This window comes from Arthrobacter sp. 05N428_2 (assembly GCF_056397065.1).
Genome location: NZ_JBFTMR010000005.1, coordinates 206,045 through 230,889 on the forward strand (window position 1 = coordinate 206,045; position 24,845 = coordinate 230,889).

Annotated in this window: 16 protein-coding genes and 1 tRNA gene; 4 read left to right on the forward strand and 13 right to left on the reverse strand. The window is 68.2% G+C overall.

Annotated features, from left to right (window positions below):
- Nucleotides 1-149: 149 nt before the first annotated feature.
- The 7 genes from AC1DGI_RS07625 to AC1DGI_RS07655 all read right to left on the reverse strand — a co-directional run bounded on the left by AC1DGI_RS07625 (nt 150) and on the right by AC1DGI_RS07655 (nt 10,143).
- Nucleotides 150-2,864, reverse strand: a complete 2,715-nt coding sequence (locus tag AC1DGI_RS07625) for a helix-turn-helix transcriptional regulator (protein WP_476898342.1) — start codon at nt 2,862-2,864, stop codon at nt 150-152.
- Nucleotides 2,851-5,592, reverse strand: a complete 2,742-nt coding sequence (locus AC1DGI_RS07630; RefSeq protein WP_476898343.1) for a helix-turn-helix transcriptional regulator — start codon at nt 5,590-5,592, stop codon at nt 2,851-2,853. Before AC1DGI_RS07630 ends, AC1DGI_RS07625 begins: the two co-directional genes overlap by 14 nt.
- A gap of 159 nt (nt 5,593-5,751) precedes the next feature.
- On the reverse strand, nt 5,752-6,339 hold the full coding sequence (pth, locus tag AC1DGI_RS07635) for an aminoacyl-tRNA hydrolase (RefSeq protein WP_441402092.1): 588 nt from the start codon (nt 6,337-6,339) through the stop codon (nt 5,752-5,754).
- Between the two features lie 107 nt (nt 6,340-6,446).
- Complete coding sequence (locus AC1DGI_RS07640; protein ID WP_441401919.1) at nt 6,447-7,049, reverse strand: 50S ribosomal protein L25/general stress protein Ctc; 603 nt, start codon at nt 7,047-7,049, stop codon at nt 6,447-6,449.
- A 283-nt stretch (nt 7,050-7,332) separates the two neighbouring features.
- Nucleotides 7,333-8,313, reverse strand: coding sequence for a ribose-phosphate diphosphokinase (locus AC1DGI_RS07645; RefSeq protein WP_441401918.1), 981 nt, complete (start codon nt 8,311-8,313; stop codon nt 7,333-7,335).
- A gap of 5 nt (nt 8,314-8,318) precedes the next feature.
- Entirely contained in the window at nt 8,319-9,803 is a 1,485-nt protein-coding gene (gene glmU, locus AC1DGI_RS07650) for a bifunctional UDP-N-acetylglucosamine diphosphorylase/glucosamine-1-phosphate N-acetyltransferase GlmU (protein WP_476898344.1), read from the reverse strand.
- 268 nt (nt 9,804-10,071) lie between these two features.
- Nucleotides 10,072-10,143, reverse strand: a tRNA-Gln gene (locus tag AC1DGI_RS07655).
- 200 nt (nt 10,144-10,343) lie between these two features.
- Here AC1DGI_RS07655 and AC1DGI_RS07660 point away from each other — a divergent pair.
- The gene (locus tag AC1DGI_RS07660) at nt 10,344-10,943 is read left to right on the forward strand and encodes a TetR/AcrR family transcriptional regulator (protein ID WP_441401920.1); all 600 of its coding nucleotides are present in this window, start codon (nt 10,344-10,346) and stop codon (nt 10,941-10,943) included.
- 661 nt (nt 10,944-11,604) lie between these two features.
- Here AC1DGI_RS07660 and AC1DGI_RS07665 read toward each other — a convergent pair.
- From AC1DGI_RS07665 to AC1DGI_RS07685, 5 genes are all read right to left on the reverse strand, one after another.
- Entirely contained in the window at nt 11,605-13,434 is a 1,830-nt protein-coding gene (locus AC1DGI_RS07665) for an ABC-F family ATP-binding cassette domain-containing protein (protein WP_476898345.1), read from the reverse strand.
- An 82-nt stretch (nt 13,435-13,516) separates the two neighbouring features.
- Nucleotides 13,517-14,479: a 4-(cytidine 5'-diphospho)-2-C-methyl-D-erythritol kinase gene (locus AC1DGI_RS07670; protein ID WP_441402482.1), complete on the reverse strand. Its 963-nt coding sequence runs from the start codon at nt 14,477-14,479 to the stop codon at nt 13,517-13,519.
- Between the two features lie 124 nt (nt 14,480-14,603).
- Complete coding sequence (rsmA, locus tag AC1DGI_RS07675; RefSeq protein WP_441402484.1) at nt 14,604-15,443, reverse strand: 16S rRNA (adenine(1518)-N(6)/adenine(1519)-N(6))-dimethyltransferase RsmA; 840 nt, start codon at nt 15,441-15,443, stop codon at nt 14,604-14,606.
- 192 nt (nt 15,444-15,635) lie between these two features.
- A complete protein-coding gene (locus tag AC1DGI_RS07680) occupies nt 15,636-16,817 on the reverse strand; it encodes a ubiquitin-like domain-containing protein (protein ID WP_441402481.1) in 1,182 nt (393 codons plus the stop codon).
- A 279-nt stretch (nt 16,818-17,096) separates the two neighbouring features.
- The gene (locus AC1DGI_RS07685) at nt 17,097-18,014 is read right to left on the reverse strand and encodes a TatD family hydrolase (protein ID WP_476898346.1); all 918 of its coding nucleotides are present in this window, start codon (nt 18,012-18,014) and stop codon (nt 17,097-17,099) included.
- A gap of 163 nt (nt 18,015-18,177) precedes the next feature.
- Between AC1DGI_RS07685 and AC1DGI_RS07690 the strand changes: the two genes are divergently transcribed.
- The 3 genes from AC1DGI_RS07690 to AC1DGI_RS07700 are packed head-to-tail and all read left to right on the forward strand — an operon-like array spanning nt 18,178 to nt 23,188.
- Nucleotides 18,178-19,296 (forward strand): AAA family ATPase, encoded by a 1,119-nt coding sequence (locus AC1DGI_RS07690; RefSeq protein ID WP_441400864.1) that lies wholly within the window; start codon nt 18,178-18,180, stop codon nt 19,294-19,296.
- Nucleotides 19,297-19,310: 14 nt separating this feature from the next.
- Nucleotides 19,311-20,696: a DUF58 domain-containing protein gene (locus tag AC1DGI_RS07695; protein WP_476898347.1), complete on the forward strand. Its 1,386-nt coding sequence runs from the start codon at nt 19,311-19,313 to the stop codon at nt 20,694-20,696.
- Nucleotides 20,693-23,188 carry a transglutaminase TgpA family protein gene (locus AC1DGI_RS07700; RefSeq protein ID WP_441400861.1) on the forward strand — a complete coding sequence of 832 codons (2,496 nt, stop codon included), beginning with the start codon at nt 20,693-20,695 and terminating at the stop codon, nt 23,186-23,188. Before AC1DGI_RS07695 ends, AC1DGI_RS07700 begins: the two co-directional genes overlap by 4 nt.
- Here AC1DGI_RS07700 and AC1DGI_RS07705 read toward each other — a convergent pair.
- Nucleotides 23,185-24,684, reverse strand: a complete 1,500-nt coding sequence (locus AC1DGI_RS07705) for an NAD-dependent succinate-semialdehyde dehydrogenase (protein ID WP_441400859.1) — start codon at nt 24,682-24,684, stop codon at nt 23,185-23,187. The genes AC1DGI_RS07700 and AC1DGI_RS07705 overlap by 4 nt on opposite strands.
- Nucleotides 24,685-24,845: the final 161 nt, after the last annotated feature.

The window sequence follows — 24,845 nt, forward strand, 5'->3', positions numbered from 1 at the left end:
GGTAGTACTCGATTGCTTGGCACGTACCTGTCGAGCGCCTACGTGGCTGTACTCGAATGCAGCCGGGGGCCGAGGTCAGCCAACCAAGTAGTCGCCGGCCCGTCTGCGAGTGCCGGGGCGGTAGTGCACCCTACTGGCCCAGGGGACATCTACTCCGGGGCAATCCGGCGGAGGTCCTCGCGACCCTTGACGTTCAACTTCGCGTAGCTCCGGTAGAGATGGCCCTCAACTGTCCGGACGGACACCTGCAGTTCTGACGCGATTTGCCGGTCGCTCAGGCCCCGAACGGCCATTCCGACAATGTCGCGTTCCCGGCGGGTTAGGAGGCCAAGGGTATCTTCCTGCGCGGACGGGCCCTGCCCGGGCCCGCTTGTGGCGCGGTCACGGCAACGCTGCCGCTGGGACAGTGCCGTACGCTCCCGCAGCAGGTCACCGGACTCGCGATAGGTCCGGGCGGCAGCGTCATACGCCTGGGCCGCGAAACCCCAGAGTTCGGTTTCCTCACAGGTCTTGGCCGCTTCCATCAGCTCCCCCGGCTGCTCCGTCCCGATCGCAGCAGCAAGACCGCAAATGGCCCCCGCCCTGCGCCCTTCGAGTTGAGGCTGCAGTTCGCGCAGCCGGGGTGCCGCGCCCATGTCCCCGAGCGCCAGCCGGAAGGCCAGCGCATCAAACTCCAAACCCGCGTCGTGGCGGCCGCCGTCGGGCCGCCCGAGCCGTTGCAGCTCCTCCGCGGCGCCGTCGTAGCTGCCCAGCCGGGCCTTGCCGTAGACCACGGCCATCGCGGCAAGGGCGCGCAGGTATCGGGAGACCGGCGGCCGCGCGGATTCATAGTCGGCCAGGAACTCCGCAGCCTTGTCCGTCATCGCCGCCTCGGAGGCCGCTGCGAAGGCCATCGCTGCGGTCAGGGAAAACAGTTGCTGTGGATCTGCGACGCGAAGGGCTTCGAGCGCAGCCCTTAGGGTTTTCTTGGCTTGGGCAGACTTCCCCTGGTAAAGCAGGACGATGCCGGTGGCCGCGTGGACTCCCCCGCCGAAGGAGATCAAGCTTGGTCGGGATCCCGCCACAAAGCCTTCCAGCAGCCCTTCCGCCGCTTTCCAGTCGCCTCCGTGAATCGCCGCGGTGACGGCGCGGACCACGAGGAAGTCGGAAAGGAAGTACAGTTCGTCAGGCCCGTCTCCGGCCGCCCCCAATGCAGCAGTGGCAGCAGCGTAGGCGCTGTCCGATCTTCCTTGGAGCAGCAACTGCTCGGCTTCCAGCGCCAGCCCGAAAGCTCGTTCGACGTTTCCCGGCGGCGGCCCGTCCCCGAATGGGCTGGCGGCGTCGCCGTCGGACGCGCCTAGGGCATCCGTGTCGCCGGCGAGGGCCAGGACCATGGTGCGGATCGTCCGGACCCGCTCCCTTGCCGCGGCAAGAATGCCTTCGGCCTCGCCCGGGTTGTCCTTGGCGAGCCGCTGCCCTGCGTGCAGCAGAGCTTCGGCGCGCCGCACGATATCGGCCGGGGATAGTCCCTGAGCGGACAGGACGGCGGCCCACAGCAGAGACCCCGCCAGCATGCTGGTCAGCGTGCGCCCTTGCGCGAAGTCCGCCTCGAGAATGTCCCGAGCGGCCGCATAGTTGGAGGTGTTGTAGTACGTCCGTGCTATCACCGAGCGCGCCGCGATCTGCAGTTCAGGGTCTTTGACCTGGGAGGCGGCTTTGCGGGCCAGTTCGTCTTCGAAGAGTCGGCTGGCGAGCACAGCGGCACGGAGCAACTGCCGGTCCCCGACTTCGACCCCGCATTCCAACGACCAGCTCACTTGCCGAAGGAGCCCCTCCGCCGAAACTGGTTCCCGGTCCATCAACAGCACCAGGCTCTGCCGGAGCTGGAGGCTTCGCGCGGGCGAAATCAGGGTTCGGAGAGTGTCGCCGTAGACCGAGTGCCAGAGCCGCAGTTCAGCCTGGGGTGCGTCCGAGACGCGGATTAGCTCCTCCTCGATGAGCTGCGCAACCACGGGGACGCTTACCAAGGCTTCCACCAGGTCTCTGGCCACCGGTTCAGCCAGCGCCACGAGGTTCAGTGCCTTTATTTCCTCCGCGGAGCGCCGCAGCAGCTGGCGGCGCACGACGTCGGTCAGGCGTTCGCCGTGGCTGTTAAGCTGGCGGGTGAGCAACCATACCCCGTTGCGCTGAAGCAGCGTACCGTCGCTCGCCGCGTCATCGACGAGACAGCTCAGCAACAGCGGGTTGCCCGCGGAGGCAGCCCAGAGCGTCTCGGCGACCGCGGGCAAGACCTGGGGGCCCAGCCGGACCTCCAGGATCTCGGTTGCTTGTTCCCGGGTGAGCGGGCGCAGATCATGCCGTTCCGCGATGCCCTCGAACCACAGCTGCAGGAGAGGCTCCGGCAGGCCCGGGCGGGCAGCCGCACCAACGAGCAGCTTAGCCCAGCCGGCGGCGGCGAGTTCCACCAGGACTGCCGCCGTGGCCTCATCCAGGTCGTGAGCGTCGTCGACTATCAGCAGGAGCGGCTTTTCCGTCAGCCGGCGTTGCCCTTCAAGGTATCCCCAGAAGGTCCGGAGCACGACCAGCTGGGACGTGGCATCCTGTGCGGGCAGGTCCACAATGAACGGCGCCAACACGCCGTAGGGCACTTGGCTCAGCGCCGGGCTGCCGTGAAGGCGGACGGCCGTCACCTGTCCGCGCAGCTGCGAGGCGATGGCCTCCATTAGCGTCGACTTGCCGATTCCGTGCTCGCCCAGCAACAGGACAGCGACGTGTGTGCCGCCCTGGAGCGCTGCCACCGCGGCGCCCAAGTCATCGGAGCGTCCCGTCATGGCGCGGCGCTCCTCATCGGCAGGAGCCGCCGCACGGACCTTAGATGAGTCCAAGCAAATCACTCCGCGACGATACTCCGAACTTGGTGAACACCTGGTACAGGTGACCTTCAACCGTCCGGACCGAAATCCCAATCTCCAAGGCGATGTCCTTATTGGAGACTCCGCTGCCCGCCAGCGCAGCGATTTGCCGCTCCCGCTCCGTCAGCAGCGGCCCCTTGTTCTGCGGAACGATGGGCAGCGCAGGCATCGACGCTGACAAGGATTCGAGCATGTTGTGCGCGGCCGCGGCGATCCCCGCCAGGCCTGCGGCCCTGGCAAAGGTGAAGGCGAGCGCGGCGCATCTGGCCTGCACGGCGTCGAGCTCCAGTTCAGCGGCGAGGTCGGCGGCTTCGAGCATGGTCACGGCGTCCTTCTTCCGGCTACCGACGGCTACGACCCGGGACAATTCCGCGAGGGGGCCTTGCCGCCGCGCGGCGATCTCTTCCATGAACTGGAAGTCCTTGGCGGTGCCGTTGACGGTCGCACCCAGCATGCAGATGCCGGCCAGGGTGTAGCGGCCCTCCCGGAAGTGCCGCTCAGCGGCGTGGACCAGCCGTTCCTTGGCCTGGGGATCCCCCAGCCACCGGGAAGCCATGTCCATGCAGAACTCGGCAGAGCTGCTGACCACGAAGCGCGCCGGACCGTCCGCGGACCGGGCGCGGTCCAGGTAGACGGTGGCCTGCACCGAGTTCCCCATCTGCGCGTAGGCAAAAGCCGTGGCCGCATAGGCCTGCCGCAAGGCGTGCAGGCTGGTCCGGACCTCGAGCTGGGCGATTGCGGCGAGGAGCGGGTCAAGAGCCAGATAGCCGCGTCCGGCATAGACGTACGCGAGTCCCACCGCAAGGTCGGTGGCGGCGCTGCCCGAGTGCAACCCGTGCCCGGCCCGGCCGCTCGCGTCCTTTAGCATGTCGATACTCTGGCGCCATTTGCCGCACAGCAGGAGGACGTTGAAGGAGCGCCAGGCGAAATTTTCGCGAATCCGCGGCACGTTGGACCACTCGCCCAGTTTTCCGGCCAGCTCGCGCATCAGCTGCCTGGCCTCGACTTCCTTGCCCGTCATGCACAGGGCTTCCATCAGGATAATCGAGGTCCGGAGCCGGTGGACCGGGTCGATGGCATCGGCATCGGCGCTGGCGGCAGCGGCACGGAGCCGATCCATCATCGGTACGTACTCGCCGATGAAGGAAAGGTAACTGAACTCGCAAAGATCAAGGCAGAGACCGGCGCGAGCCAGCGACCCCGCGTCGGAAGGCAGGTCGGCCTGCTGGAACTCTTCCAGCCGCAGCCTGGACCGTCGAAGGAGCTCGGGGACTTTTCCGCTGCGGTCCTCCAGCCAGGCCATGCAGTCGGCCTTGGCCGCAACCAGTTCGGCGAAGGGCTCCGGCGCGAGCCGGTCAATCTGTGCCTCGGAGATATCGTCGAGCGAGGACATGGCCTGGAGGGGCAGCCCCAGCTGCAGGTACGCGGCGGCCTTCTGCTGCTGTCCGGCCGGCCATTCGCTATCGCCGGGGCTGATGCCGCCGGCGCACTTGAGCGCGAACTTCGGGTCGAAAAGGCTGACGGCTGCCCGGGCGGCCGCCAGCGCATGGGCCGGGGCCAGCTCGGCGTGGCAGTCGTGCGTCCACGCGGCGTAGGCGAGCAAATCCTCCATACTGAGCTCTGCCAGCTCGTCTTCACGATGGCCCGGGACCTTGTCGCGCAGCTCCAACCGGCGCTCCACGCTGAGCCAGTTCCGGACGATGTCGCCCAGATAGCGGTCTCCGAGGGTCACGAAATGCCGGTCCGTGCGGTCGACCAGGATCTGTCCCGCTTCTTCCATGTCCGCGATGAGTCCCGGCCCGTACATTTTCGCGAGCCGGGACAGGGACATGCTCCGGGCGCAGGACAAGACTTCGATGGCTTCGCGGGCCTGCGGCGTTTCCCGCGCGTAGCGTGCCCTGACAATGTCTTCCAGCGCCGTCTTGCCGTCGAGGACCACCTCGTCGAGCAGGGTCCACACCGCGCCGGCCAGGACCAGGTTGCCGCGCTCGATCTGTTCCGAAACCACTGCTTGAAGCAGAGTGGGGCTGCCGCCAACCAGATCGTGCAACTGGGTTGCCAGGGCGGTCGAAACCCGGTGCCCGAGCGCGGCCTGGAGCACTTCGCGGGTCTCGAGCTCGGTCATGGCTGCGAGCCGCACTTCGGCCAGTTGACCGGACGTGATGAGCCAATAGAAGTCGGGGGGAAGGTCGGTGGTGCGCTGCGCGGTGGCTACGAGCCGGCCGGTGCCGGTCTGCAGCAAGTTGAGCAGGACCCCGGTGCTCTGTTCGTCAAGGGAACCGGCGTTGTCCAACAGGATGACGCACTGCCGTCCCGCGGCGTCGTTGCGGATCAGCGAAGTGATCCCGTGCAGGATCGCCGTGGGCGAGCCAAGCGAGCTCTGCGGGAGCCGGGCGAGCGTAAACGCGAGGCATCCATAAGGGGTCGAAGTGCCCGACCCTGAACTGCGGAGCTGGACTGTATAGACGTCCGGACCGAGGCTGGCGAGGGCGCTGCGTCCGACGAGCGACTTTCCCACCCCCCGGTCCCCGGTGATGACAACGCCCATGCCGCTGGGCGCAGCGAGGGCCTCACGGACCCGGTCAGCGTAGGCCCCGCGTGCCAGTCCAGCCCACGCGTGCCTGTTGACCGTCCCCGCGGCGTATCCGGCCGGTGCCGATGTAATTGGAACATCCCCCCAGCCCAGCGAATCCCTCGACATCTAGTTTCCTTTGCACCGCCATAGCGGCCGGCAAGCACACACCGACCGCCTAGACGTAGCGTAACTCTATCCCCCGACAAGAGAGTAGACAGATCATAACGGCAACGCGGGATGCTTGGAAAGGAAATCGAGGGGAAAGGACATCGAGTCCTCGAGCGGCTACAGGGCTTTAACGGGGTGGAACTTTTGCTGGGCGGCCTGGAGCCCGTCCCGGACGAGCGCTTCCACGGCGTCGGCTGCGGAGTCAATCAGGAACGGCAGTTCCTTCTTCTCCGGGCCGGCAAAGTCGCGCAGCACGAAGTCGGCGGTGTCCATCCGGCCCGGCGGCCGCCCGACCCCGACGCGCACACGGAGGTAGTCCTTTGTTGCCAGTGCCTTGGAAATGTCACGGAGCCCGTTGTGGCCGCCTTCGCCGCCGCCGATCTTGAGTTTGATGCTCATGAAAGGAATGTCGATCTCGTCGTGGACGGCAATGACCCGGGCCGGGTCAACGTCATAAAACTTCGCCAACGCCGAGACCGGACCGCCGGAAACATTCATGTAGCTGAGGGGTTTGGCCAACACCATCCGGGGGCCGCCGATGCCAAGCCTGCCTTCGAGGACCTGGGCCCGTGATTTGTGCGACTTGAAACCGCCGCCCAGTCGGGCTGCGAGTTCATCGAGCACCATCTGGCCCACATTATGCCGGTTGTGGGCGTACTCGGAGCCCGGATTGCCGAGGCCTACGATCAGCCACGTGTCAGTCATGGATCAGTCCTTCGTGTGGGGCCGTACGGCTCGAGCGGCTGGATGGGCAGGCTGTGCAGACGACGGCGGCCGGGCCCCAGTGGGACCCGGCCGCCGAAATACCGGAACTACTCGGCTTCGACCGCAGTCGAAGAGCCTTCGGTGGTGTCGGCGGATGCCTCTTCCTCGGAGACTTCGGTGGCCTCGGAGATGTGAACGACGAGGGACTCTGCGTCGGCCAGCAGGACGGAGCCCTTCGGCAGAACCAGGTCGGAAGCGTGGATGTGCTCACCGGCGGTGCGGCCCTCGATGCTGACCTCGACGGCGGTCGGCAGGTTGGTTGCCTCAGCCTCGAGGGAGACGGTGGTCATTTCCTGGTTGTACACGTTGCCCGGAGCAAGCTCGCCGGTCAGGTGCACGGGAACGTCCACGGTGACCTTCTCGCCGGTGCGGACGGTCAGCAGGTCGATGTGCTCGATGATCTGCTTGATCGGATCGCGCTGGATGTCCTTGACCAGGGCCAGGTGCTGCTCGCCGTTGATGTCGAGGGTCAGCAGGGCGTTGGCACGGCGGACGGCAAGCGTGGTGGACTTGGCCGGCACGGTGATGTGGATGGGCTCGGCGCCGTGGCCGTAGATGACGGCGGGAATCAGGCCGGCCATGCGGGCGCGACGGGCGAAGCCCTTGCCGAATTCGGTGCGGACTTCTGCTGCGAGCTTCTGCTCAGACATGGGTATCTCCTGGTGGACTAGCGGTATTCAGCAAGGGCGGAGGTCTGTTTGCGACCTTCAACGCCGGGCGGCAAGGCCGCCCATCAGAAGGGAGATTCAGACCCAGTCGATAACGGAGACCAGCAGTCGGCGTTCCGGACAGCTTGTGACTGCCTGCGGACTACCGGTGCTCTCCCTCGCCAAGGTATCGGAACGAGTTTAGCAGTGCCGGCCCCCGTTTCGCGAAAACGGGGGCCTGCACCGCAGGCTGGGCGTCCTGCTGGGCGCCCTCGCGGGCCGTTGGCTAGGCGTTGCCGTCAAACAGGCTCGTAACGGAGCCGTCGTCGAACACTTCACGGATAGCGCGGGCAATCAGGGGCGCGATGGACAGCACCGTCAGCTGCGCGAAGTGCTTGTTCGCGGCGATCGGCAGCGTGTTGGTGACCACGACTTCGCGGGCGCCGGACTCGGCGAGGCGCTGCGGCGCCGGGTCAGAGAACACTGCGTGGGTCGCCGCGATGATGACATCCTTGGCACCGGCGTTCATGAGCACCTGGACGGCCCCGGAAATGGTTCCGCCGGTATCGATCATGTCGTCAATCAGGACGCAGGTGCGGCCCTGGACCTGGCCCACGACGGTCTTGGAGACCGCCTGGTTGGGCACCGTCAGGTCACGGCTCTTGTGCACGAATGCCAGCGGTGCGCCGCCCAGGCGCTCGGCCCATTGTTCGGCGACGCGGACGCGGCCGGTGTCCGGGGAGACGACGGTGATGTTGTCCGATCCCACCCGGGTACGGATGTAGTCGGCGAGGAGCGGGATCGCCATCAGGTGGTCCACGGGGCCGTCGAAGAAGCCCTGGATCTGCGAGGTGTGCAGGTCCACGCTCATGATGCGGTCGGCACCGGCGGTCTTGTAGAGGTCCGCGACCAGGCGCGCCGAGATCGGCTCGCGGCCGCGGCCCTTCTTGTCCTGGCGGGCGTAGGGGTAGAACGGCGAGACCACGGTGATGCGCTTGGCGGAGGCCCGCTTGAGCGAATCGATCATGATCAGCTGCTCCATCAGCCAGTTGTTCAGCGGGGCCGGGTGGGCCTGGATGACGAAGGCGTCGGTGCCGCGGACGCTTTCGCCGGCCCGGACGTAGATCTCGCCGTTGGCGAAGTCGTACGCGTCCAGCGGCAGCAGTTCGGTGCCCAGCTCCTTGGCGATCTCGCGCGCCAGTTCCGGGTGTGCGCGCCCGGCGGCAAGCACCAGCTTCTTCTCGCCGTGTGCCGTAATTTCGCTCATGTTTGCTAGCCCTCTTCTGTTGTTGCCGGTGGAGTGGAGGATGTGGGGGCTGCGGCCTCGGCCAGCGTGGCGGAGATGGAGCCCGGACGGTTCGCCGCGACCCAGCCTTCGGAGTTCCGCTGCTTGGCCAGGGAGACGACCAGGGCGCCGGCCGGGACGTCGCTGCGGATCACTGCACCGGCCCCGCTGTAGGCACCATCGCCGACGTTGACCGGAGCCACGAAAACCGTGTTGGAGCCGGTGCGGACGCCGGAGCCGATCTTGGTGCGGTGCTTCTTCACGCCGTCGTAGTTGGCCGTGATGTTGCCGCAGCCGATGTTGGTGTCCTCGCCGATCTCCGCGTCGCCGGCATAGCCGAGATGGGAGAGCTTCGAGCCGCGGCCGATCGTGACGTTCTTGGTCTCGTAGAAGGCGCCGATCTTGCCGGTTTCGCCCAGAACGGTCCCCGGTCGCAGGTACGTGAACGGTCCCACACTGGACCGGGCACCGATGCGCGACCCGGATCCGTGGGTGCGGATCACGGTGGCGCCCTCCCCCACCTGGACATCGGTCAGGGTGGTGTCGGGTCCGACGACGGCGTCGCGCGCCACGGTGGTGGCCCCGTGCAGTTGCGTGTTGGGCAGCAGCCGGACGTCCTCGTCGAGGGTCACGGTCGCGTCGATCCAGGTGGTTGCGGGATCGATAACGGTGACGCCGGCACGCATCCAGGCCTCGACGGTGCGGCGGTTGTGCTCAGCGCCGAGGGCCGACAGCTGGACGCGGTCGTTGGCGCCTTCGACCTGCCAGCGGTCCTCGGTCACGACGGCGGCGACCCGGCCGCCGGCGGCGCGGGCCAGGGCCAGGACGTCAGTGAGGTATTTTTCGCCCTGTGCATTGTCGGTGGTGACGTGGGCCAGGGAGTCCCTCAGCACGGCGGCGTCGAAGGCGTAGATCCCGGAGTTGATTTCCCGAATGTCGCGTTCCGCGTCGCTGGCGTCCTTGTGTTCCCGGATACCGGTGACGGTGCCGTCCCCGGCTCGGAGGATGCGGCCGTACCCGGTCGCATCGTTGAGCACGGCGGTGAGGACGGTGACGGCGTTGCCGTCCGCTTCGTGGGCGGCGACCAGTTCGGAAAGCAGTTCGCCGGTGAGCAGCGGAACATCGCCGTAGGTGACGACGACGGTTCCGTTCAGCGGTCCCTCGGGGTGGCGGGCATCCAGGGCGTCCAGGGCGGCTTCGACGGCGCGGCCGGTGCCGGGCACGTCGTCCTGGTCGACAATCAGCGCCTGCGGATCCAGTGCGGCGATGTGCGCGGCGACCTGGTCGCGTTCGTGCCGGACCACGAGGGCCAACTCGTGCGGCCGGAGGGCGCGGGCGGCGTTCAGTGCGTGTCCGACCAGGGAGCGGCCGCCGATTTCGTGGAGGATCTTGGGGGTACGGGACTTCATCCGGGTACCGGCACCTGCTGCTAGGACAATGACGGCGGCGGGGCCGGTGTTCTCGGGGCTCACGTACGGGCTCTCCTTGCTCAGTGGCCTGACTCAGTGCCGCTGCTCGGTCGATCTCGGCCGACCCGTGGACGACAGCCAGGTGGTCTACCTCGATGCCGGCTGCGCGCGGCCGTGCCGGACCACGTTCCGGCCTCGGCATTGTCTATATCCTACTGGACTAGCGCCGGCCGCCGCCCGGCTGGCCGGTTCCTCGGCCGCCGGGCGCCCTCGTCCGGCCGGATCAACAGCCGGCGGGCCGGTTAGTCCGGTCGCCGACTACCCGAGGCAGTTCCGCCCATAGGACTCGAACCTATACTCCACGGCTCCAAAGGCCGGGGTGCTGCCATTACACCAGAGCGGACCGTGCCCAGGCGTCGAGCCGGAGACACAAGAGACAATTCTGCCACGAAGGATGTTAATCGTGCGACTTGATGCCGGAGCGGGGCGGGCGCAGCCGTAAGGCATGATGGTCATGTGAGCAAGAGCGCAGGCGTGTCCGGAGGGGCGGACCCCGGCACCGGCAGGCCGGTACGGTCCCCCGGCCACATTCCCAGGTCCCGCATGACCGGTCCCCAGCGCCGTGTCCAGCTGATCGGCGTCGGTCGCGCCCTCTTCGCGCTCCGCGGCCTGGACGGCACCACCATAGACGAGATCGCGGCCGCCGCGGGCGTTTCCAAGCCGGTGATCTACGAGCACTTCGGGTCCAAAGAGGGCCTTTACACACAGGTCGTGGAGCACGAATTCCGGATCCTGCTCGGTTCCATCAACGATGCTCTCTCCGCGGAGGCCAAGCCCCGCGTCCTGGTCGAGCGGGCGGCGCTGGCCCTGCTGGGCTACATCGAGGACCGGACCGAAGGCTTCCGCATCCTGATGCGCGATGCGCCGCCATCACAGCCCGAGGGAGCATTCTCCTCGCTGCTGTCGCAGGTGACGGTGCGGGTCGAGTACATTCTGGCCGACGAATTTGCCCGCCGCGGCTTCAGCTCCGCGGACGGCGCCATGTACGCCCAGATGCTGGTGGGCATGGTCGCGATGACCGGCCAATGGTGGCAGGACAGCCGGACCCCGGACAAACGCGAAGTCGCCGCGCACCTGGTGAACCTCGCCTGGAACGGCCTCACGGGTCTGCGCAAGGAACCCGAACTCCGCGTCGAGGACTAGTCCGTCGCCTAATCCCGGCGGTCAGTCGGCGCCGCGAAACGGCCATCCTCCGCCTGCTCGCCGCCGGACTGTCTGGGACATGTCCATTCCTGGTGGCGGCCGATGGACATGAGGCCAACATGCCCATTCCTGGGTGGGAAGATCGGGCATGCCCGCGGGAGAGTGCGGACCACAAAGGGCATGCCCATTCCTGGGGCGGCACGGACGGCACGCTCCCTAGCCTGAGCCGGCAGCGTCAGGCACAACCTGCCCCCGTCGGCTAAGTCCGCGCCCCACAGCCTCCTCGGACATGCCCTCCCCTGGCTGTGACCAATGGACATCCTGCCAACATGCCCATTCCTGGACGTGAACGAAGGGCATGCCCGGGGGAGAGTGCGGACCACGAAGGGCATGCCCATTTCTGGGGCCGCACGGACGGCACGCTCCCTAGCCCGAGCCGACAGCGTCAGGCACAACCTGCCCCCGTCGGCTAAGTCCGCGCCCCACAGCCTCCTCGGACATGCCCTCCCCTGGCTGTGACCAATGGACATCCTGCCAACATGCCCAATCCTGGACGTGGACGAAGGGCATGCCCGCGTATGAATGTCGCCGCCAGAGAACATGCCCATTCGTGGAGTCAAGCAGCGGGTATGTCCATCACCCGGGGCAGCCGGGAGTTGGTCTACTCGCCGAGAACCTCCAAGGCCTCAAGCCACTCGAGCTCGAGGGCTTCACGTTCTGCGGCGAGCTGCTGGAGCTTCGCGTTAAGGCCGGCAAGCTCATCGAACTTGGAAGCGTCGCCGGCCCCGGCAGTCATCTGGGCGTGGATCTTGTCCTCCTGCTGCTGGAGTTTGCCCAACTGGCGGTCGATCCGATTCTTGGCCTTCCGGGCATCGCGCTTTTCGGCTTCCGAGGAGCCGGAGGCGGCGGGTGCAGAGCTTCCGCTCGGCCCGGTGACCGGGTTTCCGCCGCCGGTGATGGTTGAACCGGCCAGTGCCGCTTCGCGCAGTTCCAGGTACTGGTCCACGCCGCGCGGGAGGGCACGGATCTTGCCGTCGCCCAGCAAGGCCATCTGGTGGTCGGTGACGCGTTCGAGCAGGTAGCGGTCGTGGCTGACGACGACGAGCGTGCCCGGCCAGCCGTCGAGCACGTCTTCGACCGCGGCAAGGGTGTCCGTGTCAAGGTCGTTGGTCGGTTCGTCGAGCATCAGCACGTTGGGCTCCCCCACGAGCAGGCGCAGCAGCTGAAGCCTGCGGCGCTCGCCACCGGACAGATCCTTGACCGGGGTCCACTGCTTCTCGTTCGTAAACCCAAGCTGCTCCACGAGCTGGCCCGCCGTGAATTCCTTGCCGCCGACGTTGAAGGAACGCTTTTCGCGCTCGATCACTTCGATCACGCGCAGGTCCGAGACGTCGTCGAGCTCCTTGACCTCCTGGGTGAGCACCGCGGTGACCACGGTTTTGCCGCGCTTGACCTTGCCGGCGCTGGGCTCAATCTCGCCGTTGAGCAGCTTCAACAGCGTGGTCTTCCCGGCACCGTTGACCCCGACGAGACCGAGCCGCTCGCCCGGGGCGAGCCGGAGCGTGATGTTGTCGAACAGCTTCTGGCCGGGCTCGCCGCCCCGGAAATCGAGCGAAACGTTTTCCAGGTCCAGCACGTCCTTGCCGAGACGCGCCGTCGCCATCTTGCTCAACGCCGTCGAGTCGCGCGGCTCCGGGACGTCGGCGATCAGCGCGTTGGCAGCCTCGATCCGGAACTTCGGCTTGGCCGTCCGGGCCGGGGCGCCGCGGCGCAGCCAGGCCAATTCCTTCTTCACGAGTTGCTGGCGCTTGCCTTCGGTCACCGACGCCGCACGGTCACGCTCGGCGCGGGCCAGGACGTAGGCCGCGTAGCCGCCGTCGAACGGGTCCATGATGCCGTCATGGATTTCCCAGGTCTTGTTGCACACTTCGTCGAGGAACCAGCGGTCGTGGGTGACCACCAGAAAGGCGCCCTGGTTGGGCCGCCAGCGGGTCTTCAGGTGCCGGGACAGCCACGCGACGCCCTCGACGTCGAGGTGGTTGGTCGGCTCGTCGAGCATGATCACGTCGTGGTCTTCGATCAGCAGCTTGGCCAGCGCGACGCGTCGCTTTTGGCCGCCGGAGAGCGCATGCACGTTGGCGTGCCAGTCGACGTCGGACACCAGTCCGCCCATGACTTCACGGATCTTCGGATTGCGGGCCCATTCGTAGTCGGCCTGGTCCCCGACGATGGCGGCGCCGACGGTGAGGTCGCCGTCCAGGACGTCGCTCTGGTCCAGGTAGCCGATGTTGACGTCGCTGCGCTTCGTCACCCGGCCCGAGTCCGGGGTGGAGCGCATGGCCAGCAGGCGCATCAGCGTGGATTTGCCGTCGCCGTTGCGGCCCACCATGCCGATCCGGTCGCCCTCTTCAAGGCCGAGGGTGATGCCGTCCAGGACGGTGCGCGTCGCGTACGAAACGGTGAGGTTTTCGCCGCCGAGAAGGTGTGCCACGGGGAACTGCTTTCCTAGGTGAAATGGTGGAGCCAAAGGCGCTTCGGGCCGGGTATGTCCGGGGTGGATCCGGTCCGCGCCCCTAAAGGAGCGTATCGGAGATGATGCGGGCGCCGTGCACGGGGCCGTGCACCGCCATGGCGTCGAGGCCGTGGTGCCGCAGGTCCGCGGCAAGGCCCTCGGCGGCGGCCGGGCTGTGGGCCAGCAGCGCCACGGTCGGCCCCGATCCGGAGACGATCCCGGCAATCGCGCCGCAGGATTCGCCCAGCCCCAGCACATCGCGGAGTCCGGGCGCCAGCTCAATGGAGGCCCGCTGCAGGTCGTTGACGAGGACCCTGCTGAGCGCGTCGGCGTCGCCGCCGCGGAGTGCAGCGAGGACCCGCGGGTCCACCTCGGTGGGCGCCTCGATCTGCGCCCCCTCTGCGGCGCGCAGCCGGTCGAGGGTGCGGAAGACCTCCGGGGTGCTCAGGCCGAAGTCCGCCGTGACCAGCACCCAGTCAGTCTGGGCCTTGACCAGCGCCGGAGACAGGTCGTCGCCCACACCGAGTCCGACGGCGGTGCCTCCCAGCAGGGAGAACGGCACGTCAGCGCCGAGTTCGGCCGCCAGGTGGGCGAGTTCGTCGCGTGAGAGCCCGCTGTTCCACAGCGCGTCGCAGGCCAGCAGGGTGGCCGCGGCGTCGGCCGAGCCGCCGCCCATGCCCCCGGCGACCGGGACGCGCTTGGTAATTTCCAGGTGGACGCCGGTGGAATGCTCCGAGACGTCCCTCATGATGGCCGCGGCCTTGTACGCGAGGTTGCGTTCGTCGAGCGGGATGTCGACGTCGTCGAGGTCGAGGGTGCTGGCAGGGCTGAGGCCGACCGTAATTTCGCCGGTGTCCGTGCTGGTGGCCGCGACCTCTTCGTAGAGCGACACCGCCAGGTAGACGCTGGCCACCGGGTGGTACCCGTCGGCGCGCAGCGGCCCGACATCCAGTGAGACGTTGACTTTGCCGGGTGCCTTGACCCGGACGGTCCTCGCGGAAAAGCGCCCTCTCACTGCGTTCATGGCTCCACGCTATGGCATGGCAGGCCGCGGCTCCAAGCAGCAGCGTCAAGTCCGGAAGACCGTCCGGCGAGTCCACGCGGCAGCCACCGGCGTTCCCGGCGGACCACTGCGGCGGCCCCTGAGGTCAGGAGACGGGCTGGGCTTGTGCTTCGGCGATCCGGGCGAAGGCGGCGATGTCAAGCACCTCGCCCCGGGCGGTGGGGTCGACGCCGGCGGCCCGGAGGCAGCGTTCCGCTTCGGCGGCGCTGCCGGCCCAGCCCGCCAGTGCGGCCCGGAGGGTCTTGCGCCGCTGGGCGAAGGCCGCGTCGATCACGGCGAAGACTTGTTCCCGGGTGGCGGTGGTGGCGGGCGGTTCCCGGCGGGTGAAGGCAACCAGCCCGGAATGGATCTTGGGCGCCGGCCAGAACACGTTCATGCCGATGACGCCGGCCTTGCGCATGCCGCTGTACCAGGCTGCCTTGACCGACGGCACGCCGTAGGTTTTGGAGCCCGGGGGCGCCGCGAGCCGGTCCGCGACCTCGTCCTGCACCATGACCAGGCCGTGCCGCAGGCTCGGGAAGTGCTGGAGCAGGTGCAGCACGACGGGGACAGCCACGTTGTAGGGAAGATTGGCCACCAGCGCGGTGGGCTGCACCGGCAGCTCGGTGACCTTCATCGCGTCGGCGAGGACAAGGTGGAAGTTCTCCACGGCGTCGGGGCGCCACCGGCCGACGGTGTCGGGGAGCTTGGCGGCCAGGACCGGATCAATTTCGACGGCGACCACGGCCCTGGCGGCGTCCAGCAGGCCCAGGGTCAGTGACCCCAGCCCCGGGCCGACCTCGAGGACCGTCTCCTCCGCGCCAATATCCGCGACGCCGACGATGCGCCGGATGGTGTTGCCGTCGATGACGAAATTCTGGCCCAGGGTCTTGGTGGGGCGCATACCGATCTCCTCGGCCAGCCGGCGGATGTCGGAGGCGCCCAGGAGCTGCGCCGGGGCGTCCGAGGGCGTCTTTCCGGAAGGCTCGACGGCGGCGGAGGGGGTCGGTTCAGTCACCTAGGTATCCTATCCCGCAGCAACAACGACGAAGGCCGGCCCCGAGAACCCGAGGGTTCAGGGGCCGGCCTTCGAACGGGCCACGAGGCGCAGGTCAGGCGCCGCGGGGCGTGCCTGCAGTTAGCTGGACGCCGCCCAGCCGCAGCCCCAAGGGCGCAGGCCTGCTTTGGCGTAGTACGCGTTGGCTACCGCGATCTGCTGAGCCTTGCTGGCCGCAGCTGCGTTGGGCGCGTACGCGCCGCCACCGTTGGCCAGCCAGGAGGAGACATCGAACTGCAGGCCGCCGTAGTAGCCGTTCCCGGAGTTGATGGCCCAGTTGCCGCCGGACTCGCACTGGGCGATCTTGTCCCACATCGCTTCGTTCATCATCGCCGGGGCAGCGGCGCCGGTGTTGGCGGCAGCCGCCGCCTCGGCCTTGGGCTTCTCCTTGGTGCCGACGGAGACCTTCTGGGTCACGGGCTGGACGGTGACGCTCTGCGAGACCAGGGTCCGGGAGGCCTCACGGCCGTCAACGAGGACCAGCTTGAAGCTCTTGCTCATGCTGCCGGCAGTGCCGGCCTGGGTGACCGTCTTCTCACCCTTGAGCATGGTCGCGTCTTCAGTGGTGAGGGTTTCGAACGGGACATCCTCAGTGGCGTCCGCGGTCTTGGTGGTGTCGACCCGTGAGACCTTGACGACCATGTCGTTGACGACGTGGGCGTTGTCGGGCTGGGAGATGCGGTCGCTGGCGCCAAGCTTGATGCCGGCGTCCGCGAGCAGCTGCCCCACGGTGGCCGTCGTCGTGGTGGTCTGGGTGGCGTTGCCGTCCGCGACGATGGTCACGGCCTTCGGCGTCGAGATGCTGACGAAGGAGCCGGAAACCGCGAGCTGCGCGTCCTTCGGGGCGGAAACTTCCGAAGCGCTGGCGACGCCGAGCTCGCTGACCAGCCGTTCGACGGTGGGCGCCGTGGTGTTGATGGTACGCTCCGCGCCGTCCACGCTGACCTTGACAGCTTTGGCAAGGTTCACGTTGATGACGGAACCGTCCTGCACATGGGAGTCGGCCGAGGGTGAGACCTTGTCCGCAGACTGCAGTTCCACCTTGGCGGCCCGGACCACCTGGCCGACGGTCCCGCCGAACGTCTGGACGGAGCTCACTTTCCCGTCGACGTTGAGGGTGACCGTCTTGTTGTTGCCAACGAAGGCGACGAGCCCGAGTACGAGTGCCACAAGCACCACGAGTTGGGCGCCGACTTTGACGACGCTGACCTTGCCGTCCGATGTGAAGAACTTGACCACGATTGCCCATATCTGTTGGACCATCCGGGCACGGGGAAAAGCGCTCACGTTTCCCCGGCGCAAACACCCCAGGGGCAGTTCCGGAACAGGTCCGGATGTTTGCGGAAAACGCGGGCACCGCCACACTTCCAAGCGAGAGCGCACACGTGGTTTCTTTACCGCGGTGCGCCCGAAGGGAGTGAAATTATCCGTAGGCCTTCCCCGACCCCGGCTAATAGTTGACCACTGTAACCGTAGCGTTATAAACCAACCAAGATTTTGTGCATACCCGGTATGTTTTCAGAGTGGCGGCGGAGGACGTTTTTAGTCCCAGGTTCCGTAGGCCTGCACCGTGTTTTCGGCCAACCGGGCGCACAGCTCGGAGAGCTCCCGGCCTGTCAATTCCGCCATGGCACGGACCGTGTACGGAACCATGTAGCTGGCGTTCGGCCTGCCCCGGTGCGGGTGCGGGGTAAGGAACGGGGCGTCCGTCTCGACGAGGAGCCGTCCGGGCTCGGCAATGGCCAGGGCCGCACGCAAGTTGACCGCGTTCTTGAAGGTCACGGTCCCGGCGAAGGACATGAACCAGCCCTCCTCATTGCACGTCCGGGCGAGTTCCTCGCCGCCGGAGAAGCAGTGGAAGACCACCCGCTCCGGGGCGCCCTCCTCGCGGAGGACCTGCACCACGTCGTCGTGCGCGTCGCGGTCATGGATCTGCAGCGTCAGGCCGAGCCGCTTGGCGATGTCTATGTGGCGGCGGAAGGAGTACCGCTGGTGGGCCAGCCCCTCCCCCTCGGTGCGGAAGAAGTCCAGGCCGGTCTCGCCGATGGCTCGGATCCGCGGGTGGGCTGCGAGTGCTTCGATCTCCGCCAGCGCGTCCTCCAGCTCCCCCCGGGCTGCATAAGCGGGGGCGTCGTTGGGGTGCAGTGCGACCGCGCCCAGCAACCGGGCATCCTGCTCGACAGCCCGCACGGTGAAACGCGACGACTCAAGATCGCATCCCACCTGGATCGCGCCCTGGACCCCCACGGCCTCGGCGGCGTCCAGGGCGTCCTGGATGCTGACCGCCGGGGCCCCCTTGGAAAAATCAGCATCCGGAAAGTCCAGGTGGGTGTGGTTGTCCATGACCGGGACGGGCAGTGGCTCCGGCGCCGGCGGATACGGCTTTCGGCCGGACGAAGCGCTCCCGGCCTCCCCGCTGCCGATTGCGCGGAAAGGAGCGGGAGTCAGCGGATTGCACATCCTTTTAGCCTAGCGGCGGCCCGGGCGCAGAATTACCCGGAACTCTCTATATGCTTCGTCAGTTGTGTTAGTACGCTGATAGCAAAGACAGGCGTGAACCAGATGCGGGTCCGGGCATAGGTTGCCGCTCCGCCCGGGCCGCACCAGGGCTGAAAGGCTGCCGATGGACTACCACCGAAGCACCTCTGTAGACGAAGCGCTGCCAGAGCCGCAGGGCTATGCCCGTGCGTCCGCCGCGGCCGGTCCCGCGCCCATGGAGGCCGAGGCCTTCCACGCCGCCAGCGAACGCATCCTGCGCGCCATTAACACCGTGATCGACGGCAAGGCCGACGCCGCCAAGCTGGCCCTGACGGTCCTGCTCGCCCAGGGGCATTTGCTCCTTGAGGACGTCCCGGGGGTGGGCAAGACCCTGCTGGCGAAGACCCTGGCCCGGACCATCGACTGCACGGTCAGCCGAATCCAGTTCACTCCGGATCTGCTGCCCTCCGACGTCACCGGCGTCTCGATCTACAACCAGGCGTCCCGGACGTTTGAGTTCCGGCCCGGCGCGGTGTTCGCCAACATCGTGATCGGCGACGAGATCAACCGCGCTTCCGCCAAGACACAATCGGCGCTGCTCGAATGCATGGAGGAACACCAGGTCACGGTGGACGGAAAATCCTACAAACTGGACGAACCTTTCATGGTGGTGGCGACCCAGAACCCGATCGAGATGGAGGGCACCTACCCGCTGCCGGAGGCGCAGCGCGACCGCTTCATGGCCCGCATCTCGATGGGCTATCCCGACCACGAGGCCGAACTGGAGATGCTCGAGACACACCAGGCCACGTCCCCGCTGACGCGGGTCACGGCGGTCGTCACCGCGGACGAGGTCGCGTCCATGATCGCCGCCGTCCAGCAGGTGTATGTGTCCCAATCGATCAAGGAATATACGGTGTCCCTGGGCCGCGCCACGCGGGAGAGCGCCATGCTCCGGCTGGGCGCCAGCCCCCGTTCCATGCTGCAGTTGCTGCGGGCTGCCAAGGCCACCGCCGCCCTGGAGGGCCGGGACTTCGTGCTGCCGGACGACGTCGTGAGCGTCGCCGAAGCGGTCCTGGCGCACCGGATCATCCTGGACCGTAAGGCGGCCAGCACCGGCGAGACCCCGCAGAGCGTCATCCGGGCCATCCTGGCGAAGGTGCCGGTTGGCCAGGAGTCGTCCCCAGCGCTGTTCCGGGGCGCCAGGGACAACGGCCGCGGCAGGGCCGCCGCCCAGCAGTCCGGCCGCCCCGCCGGCCGTTAAGAGCTGAGGCAGCCGTGGCGTTGCTGGATCGGTTCCCGAAGCACATATTCAGCTCACGCGGCTGGGGCCTGCTGGGGGCAGGTGTCCTGTCCCTGCTGGCCGCCCAGGTGCTCGGCCGCCGCGACCTGCTGGCCCTGGCCCTCTTGTTGCTGGTTCTGCCACTGTTGTCGCTGGCCGGGACGAGGCTGCTCAAGCCCCGGTTCCGGGTCTACCGCGAGTTCAACCCGTCGCCGGTCGAGACTTTAGCCACGACGACCGTCCGGCTCGCGGTGGCTCGCACCGGCTCGGGCTCCGGGCATGCCCTCATGGACGAGCAACTCCCCTCCCGCTTCGGGCAGTCCCCGGTCTTCCGCTTCCCGGCGCGGACCGCCGTCGCCGGGTCCAGCCGCTACGAGTACCAGCTCCGGAGCGCAAAACGCGGCCAGTTCCTGATCGGACCGGTCATGGCCGAATTCAGCGATCCCTTCGGCCTCGCCGTCCACCGCCACGCGATCGACGGCGGTGACGTCCTCACCGTGACCCCAGCGGCCGTCGAACTTCCCGTGACCGGGCTGGCGGGCGCCCGCGGCCACGACGGCGTCACCGCCACCCGGATCCGCGCCAACCCCAGCGACGACGACGTTATGACCCGCGAGTACCGGAACGGCGACCCGATGCGGCGCGTGCACTGGGCTGCGACGGCCCGCCACGGTTCCCTCATGGTGCGACAGGAAGAATCCGTCACGACGCCGGAAGCCACGATCATCCTGGACCAGCGGTTCCTCGCGTACTCCTCCGGCGCCGGCTACGTCTCCGGCGCCGACGCGGCCGACGGGTACGAACTGGTCAGCAGCGACACGTTTGAATGGGCCGTCACCGCCGCCATGTCCATCAGCGCCCACCTGGGCGAACGGAACTATGCCCTGCGCTGCCTGGATACTGAGGGCGAGCCGGCCTTCCTGAATTCGCCCTCGGCGCCCGAGCCGGAGGCCGACGAATATGTCGGGGCAGGCGGCCTGCAGTCCATCGCGGAGAGCCTCGCCGCGATCCAGCTGACCGGACTCCGCCGCCCGTCGGCCGATGCCGGGCCGCAGCCCTTCGACGACCGGCTGATGGACAAGCTGTCCGCGCACCGGCTGCGCGGACCCATCCTCGCGATCCTGGGCCGGCTGTCCCCGGCCGAGGCGCAGTCTCTCGCCCCGGCGGCTGGCTTCGGCGCGAATGCTTTCGCCCTCGTGGTCACCGACCGCACGGCTGACGCCGGGCCGGTCCTGGAAATCCTGCGCCGCGGCGGTTGGCACGCCGTTGCCGTCTCCGCCGCAACGCCACTGCCGGCCGCTTGGTCAGCCTTCGACCAGGGCGGGACCCCGGCGCTCTCGGCCGCCGCCGACGTCCGGCGCGGTGCTGGAGGCCGGCGATGACGTTGGCCCCGCAGCGCAGCACAGCCCATGGGGCGTCGGGACCCGACGCCGGAAGGCCTCCAGGAGACCCGCGCGGAGGAGCCGGCCGGCCGAACCTGGCCGGCGTCGAACCGTGGGCCATGGGGCTGGCCGTCACGGTGGGTGTGGCGGGGGCGGCGCTGGGACTCAACGGCGTGCTGCGCGGCTGGGCGTGGTACCCGGCGGTGCTCACCACGGTTATCGCCGTCGCGATGACCATGGCGGCACTCCGGGCGCTGCGGCTGCGCGGCGTTCTGGTCGGTGCCGGGGGCTTCGCGGCGCTGGCGCTGGTCCTGACATTCACCTTCTTCCGGCAGCACAGCATCGCCGGTTTCATCCCCTCCGGCGACACCTTGGACCAGATCCAGCGGTACCTGCGGCGGGCCAGCGAAACCGTGCTGGCCGAGACCACCCCGGTGGCGCCGAACGCCGGCATCGTGCTGCTGATCTGCGCGGTGCTGGGCCTGCTGGTGATCCTGGTCGACGCCCTGTGCGTTCCGCTCGACATGCCGGCGACCAGCGGGCTCGGGATCCTGGCCATCCTGGTGGTACCGGCCATGATCAAGCCGCAGAGCGTCGGCTGGTTGGGCTTCACCGGTGCCGCGCTTGGCTTTTTGATGATCCTGGCCTGCAGCCACTGGTTCCACCCGGGCTCGGGGACCCGGACGGATACCGCGCCGAGCCCGGGGCAGCTTAAACGCGCCGCCGTGACCGGGGCCATGGCGCTGGCCCTCACGCTCCTTCTCCAGCTGGTGGTCCCCGGATTCGACCAGGGCACCTTCCCCCAGGGCTCGCGGCTGAATCCCTGGGGCACGTCTAACGGCCTGAACCCGATGATCAGCCTGGGCAACAGCCTGCGCAGCCCCGCCGGAACCGGCCGGATCACCTACGCCACGAACGCGGCGGCGGCGCCCTACCTGCGCTCCGTCACCGTGGACAGCTTCGACGGCGATACATGGGCACCGGATGACCGGGACGCCAGCCGCCAGACGGGCACCGGACGGATAGACTCCGGACTCGCCTCCACCTTCGCGGAGCAGGTCCAGGTGGTCACGGCAGTGGACGCCGGCCAGTTCACCAGCCCGTACCTGCCGGTCCCCTACGCGCCCGAGGCAGTCAGCGGCCTGACCGGCCGGTGGAGCTGGGATCCAGCCACGCTGAGCATCAAGGGGGTGGACGTGAACTCCCGCAACCAGCAGTACGTGGTGACGTCGGTGGCGCCGAAGCTGACTCCTACGGTGCTGGCGCAGTCCGCGGACCAGGTGCGCGGCATTCCGGACACGTTCACGCGGATCCCGGCCAACGTTCCCCAGATTGTGCGGCAGACGGCCGATAGCGTCACGGCGGGCAGCAAGACCAGCTACGCCAAGGCGATGGCGATCCAGACCTACCTCCGCTCCACGGCGTTCAGCTACTCGCTCCAGTCCCCCGTCCAGGGCGGCTATGACGGCAATGGCCTTTCCGTGCTGGCCGACTTCCTGACGCAAAAGAGCGGCTACTGCATCCACTTCGCCTCCGCCATGGCCGTCATGGCCCGCGTGGAAGGGATCCCGAGCCGGATCGCCGTCGGCTACGCGCCGGGTCACGTCACAGGCGCCACTGTGTCGATTCCCGGCCGGGGGGCGCTGCCCGAGTACGCGGTCGACGCCCGTGACGCCCATGCCTGGCCGGAACTCTACTTCCAGGGCGTCGGCTGGGTGGCTTTCGAACCGACCCCGTCCCGCGGTGTGGTGCCGGCCTACGCCACCGAACCCGCGGCGCCCAGCGGCGCCAGCACCAACGAGAACAACGACGGGCTGGTCCCCACAAACGATCCTAAGCCCAGCGCGACTCCCGCGCCGTCCGTTGTGCCGCTGCCCAGCACCGGCGGTGAGGCCGGCTCCGGCTCCCGCTACCTCCCGGCGCTCTACGGCGTCGGCGGTCTCCTCCTGATGATGCTGCTGCTGGCAACCCCGGCACTGGCCCGCGAAGGCATCCACCGCCGCCGGCTAAAAGCGTCCGGGGCTGCCGGCCCCGGGAGCGCGGCGCCGGCGTGGGCCGAGCTGCAGGACCTGGCCACGGATTACGGCGTTCCGCCGCGCAACAGCGAAACGCCGCGGCACTTCGCCGGGCGGCTGAGCGGGTCGCCGGCGCTGGGCGAGCCCGGCGGTCTGGACGCACCGGCCCACGACGCTGTGGGGTCGCTGACCAGAGACTTCGAACACCAAGAATATGGCCGTCCCGGCGCCGGGACTCGCACCGACGACTCACCCGCGGACCGGATCGCACTGGTCCGTGAGACCCTGCAGGCCAACGCTTCGTGGTGGACCCGGCTGCGCGCCGCCTGGCTGCCACCCTCGCTCATCGCCCGCTGGCGGGGCCGGGCGTCGACGCCGCTACGGGCGGTGTCCGCTCCGGCGAAGACCGCCCGGCACGGCGCCGCGGAGTCATGGCCCCGGCTCCGCGACGCCGTGCGCAGGCTGCGCCGCGGCTAGCCGGCGTACGGATCGGCGATGCCGATGTACTGGGTGTAGAGGTATTCCTCGATGCCCTCGAGGCCGCCTTCGCGTCCCAGACCGGACTGCTTGACGCCGCCGAACGGGGCCGCCGCGTTGGACACGACGCCGGCGTTGAGTCCGAGCATGCCGGTTTCGAGGCGTTCACCCATCCGGATGCCCCGGTTCAGGTCCTTCGTAAAGACGTAGGCCACCAGGCCGTACTCGGTGTTGTTGGCGAGCCGGACCGCCTCGTCCTCGGAGTCGAAGGTGGTGATTGGGGCGACGGGCCCGAAAATCTCCTCGGCCAGGATCCGGGTGCCCTCGGTGACGCCGGTGAGGATCGTGGGCTGGTAGAAGTAGCCGGGTCCTTCGACGGGGGCGCCACCCAAGACCGCGACCGCGCCCGCGGAAACCGCGTCGGCGACGAGTTCGTGAACCTTGTCGCGGCTCTTGGCGTCGATCAAGGGCCCGAGTTTGGAGTCGGCCTCGGTTCCACGCGCGGTGGTCATTTCCGCCATTTTCGCGGCGAACTTCTCCGCGAATTCGTCGGCGACGGACTCGTGCACGATGAACCGGTTGGCGGCGGTGCACGCCTCGCCCATGTTCCGCAGCTTCGCCAGCATCGCCCCGGCCACGGCGGCGTCGATGTCGGCATCCTCGAACACCACGAACGGGGCGTTGCCGCCGAGTTCCATCGAGGTCCGCAGCACCGTCTCAGACGCGTCTGCGAGCAGACGCCGGCCCACCTCGGTGGAACCGGTGAAGGAGAGCTTGCGGAGCCGGACATCCTTGATCAGCGGGCCGGTCGTGGCGCCGGCCGTGGAGGTGGGGATTACGTTCAGCACGCCGGCGGGCAGGCCTGCCTCCAACATGACGGCGGCAAAGAGTTGCGAGGTCAGCGGCGTAAGGTTCGCGGACTTAAGGACCATGGTGCAGCCCGCGGCGACGGCCGGGGCGATCTTGCGGGTCGCCATCGCCAACGGGAAGTTCCATGGCGTAATCAGCAGGCACGGCCCCACCGGCTTCTTGGTCACCAGCAGCCGGGACTTCCCGTCCGGGGACACCGAGTAACGGCCGAACGCGCGGACGGCTTCCTCGGAGAACCAGCGCAGGAACTCGGCACCGTAGGTGACCTCACCGCGGGCCTCGGCCAGCGGCTTGCCCATCTCGAGGGTCATCAGCAGCGCGAAGTCATCGGCCCGTTCGGTGACGAGGTCGAAGGCGCGGCGCAGGATTTCGCCGCGCTCCCGCGGCGGGACCTTGGCCCAGGATTCCTGCGCTGCGGCCGCCGCGTCCAGGGCGGCGGCGCCGTCCTCGGGACCGGCGTCGGCGATGCTCAACAGCACCTTGCCGGTGGCGGGATCCTCGACGTCGAAGGTCTTGCCGGACACGGCCGGACGCCACTGTCCGTCAATCAGCAGGCCTGTCGGCACGGAGGCCAGCAGAGCAGCCTCACGCTCCGCGGTCACGGTGGGCTGGGCAGTTACGGTCACAACGACTCCCTCGTCAGCAATGGGGTGGAACGCTTCGGATCGCCCCGCACCGGTGCGCTGCGGGGCTGCCTTTATGCCACGGTACTGCCGGCTTCTGCGGGGTGTCTACGCCTGCCCGCACTAGGCTCTGCTGGTTTCGCTGTGCAGCTGCACAAGCGTAA

Excerpts from the sequence above, each read along its gene's own strand:
- AC1DGI_RS07630 (WP_476898343.1), bottom strand. The coding sequence starts at position 5,592 with ATGTCGAGGGATTCGCTGGGCTGGGGGGATGTTCCAATTACATCGGCA.
- pth (WP_441402092.1), bottom strand. The coding sequence starts at position 6,339 with ATGACTGACACGTGGCTGATCGTAGGCCTCGGCAATCCGGGCTCCGAG.
- AC1DGI_RS07640 (WP_441401919.1), bottom strand. The coding sequence starts at position 7,049 with ATGTCTGAGCAGAAGCTCGCAGCAGAAGTCCGCACCGAATTCGGCAAG.
- AC1DGI_RS07645 (WP_441401918.1), bottom strand. The coding sequence starts at position 8,313 with ATGAGCGAAATTACGGCACACGGCGAGAAGAAGCTGGTGCTTGCCGCC.
- AC1DGI_RS07660 (WP_441401920.1), top strand. The coding sequence starts at position 10,344 with ATGACCGGTCCCCAGCGCCGTGTCCAGCTGATCGGCGTCGGTCGCGCC.
- AC1DGI_RS07670 (WP_441402482.1), bottom strand. The coding sequence starts at position 14,479 with ATGAACGCAGTGAGAGGGCGCTTTTCCGCGAGGACCGTCCGGGTCAAG.
- AC1DGI_RS07680 (WP_441402481.1), bottom strand. The coding sequence starts at position 16,817 with ATGGTCCAACAGATATGGGCAATCGTGGTCAAGTTCTTCACATCGGAC.
- AC1DGI_RS07685 (WP_476898346.1), bottom strand. The coding sequence starts at position 18,014 with ATGTGCAATCCGCTGACTCCCGCTCCTTTCCGCGCAATCGGCAGCGGG.
- AC1DGI_RS07690 (WP_441400864.1), top strand. The coding sequence starts at position 18,178 with ATGGACTACCACCGAAGCACCTCTGTAGACGAAGCGCTGCCAGAGCCG.
- AC1DGI_RS07700 (WP_441400861.1), top strand. The coding sequence starts at position 20,693 with ATGACGTTGGCCCCGCAGCGCAGCACAGCCCATGGGGCGTCGGGACCC.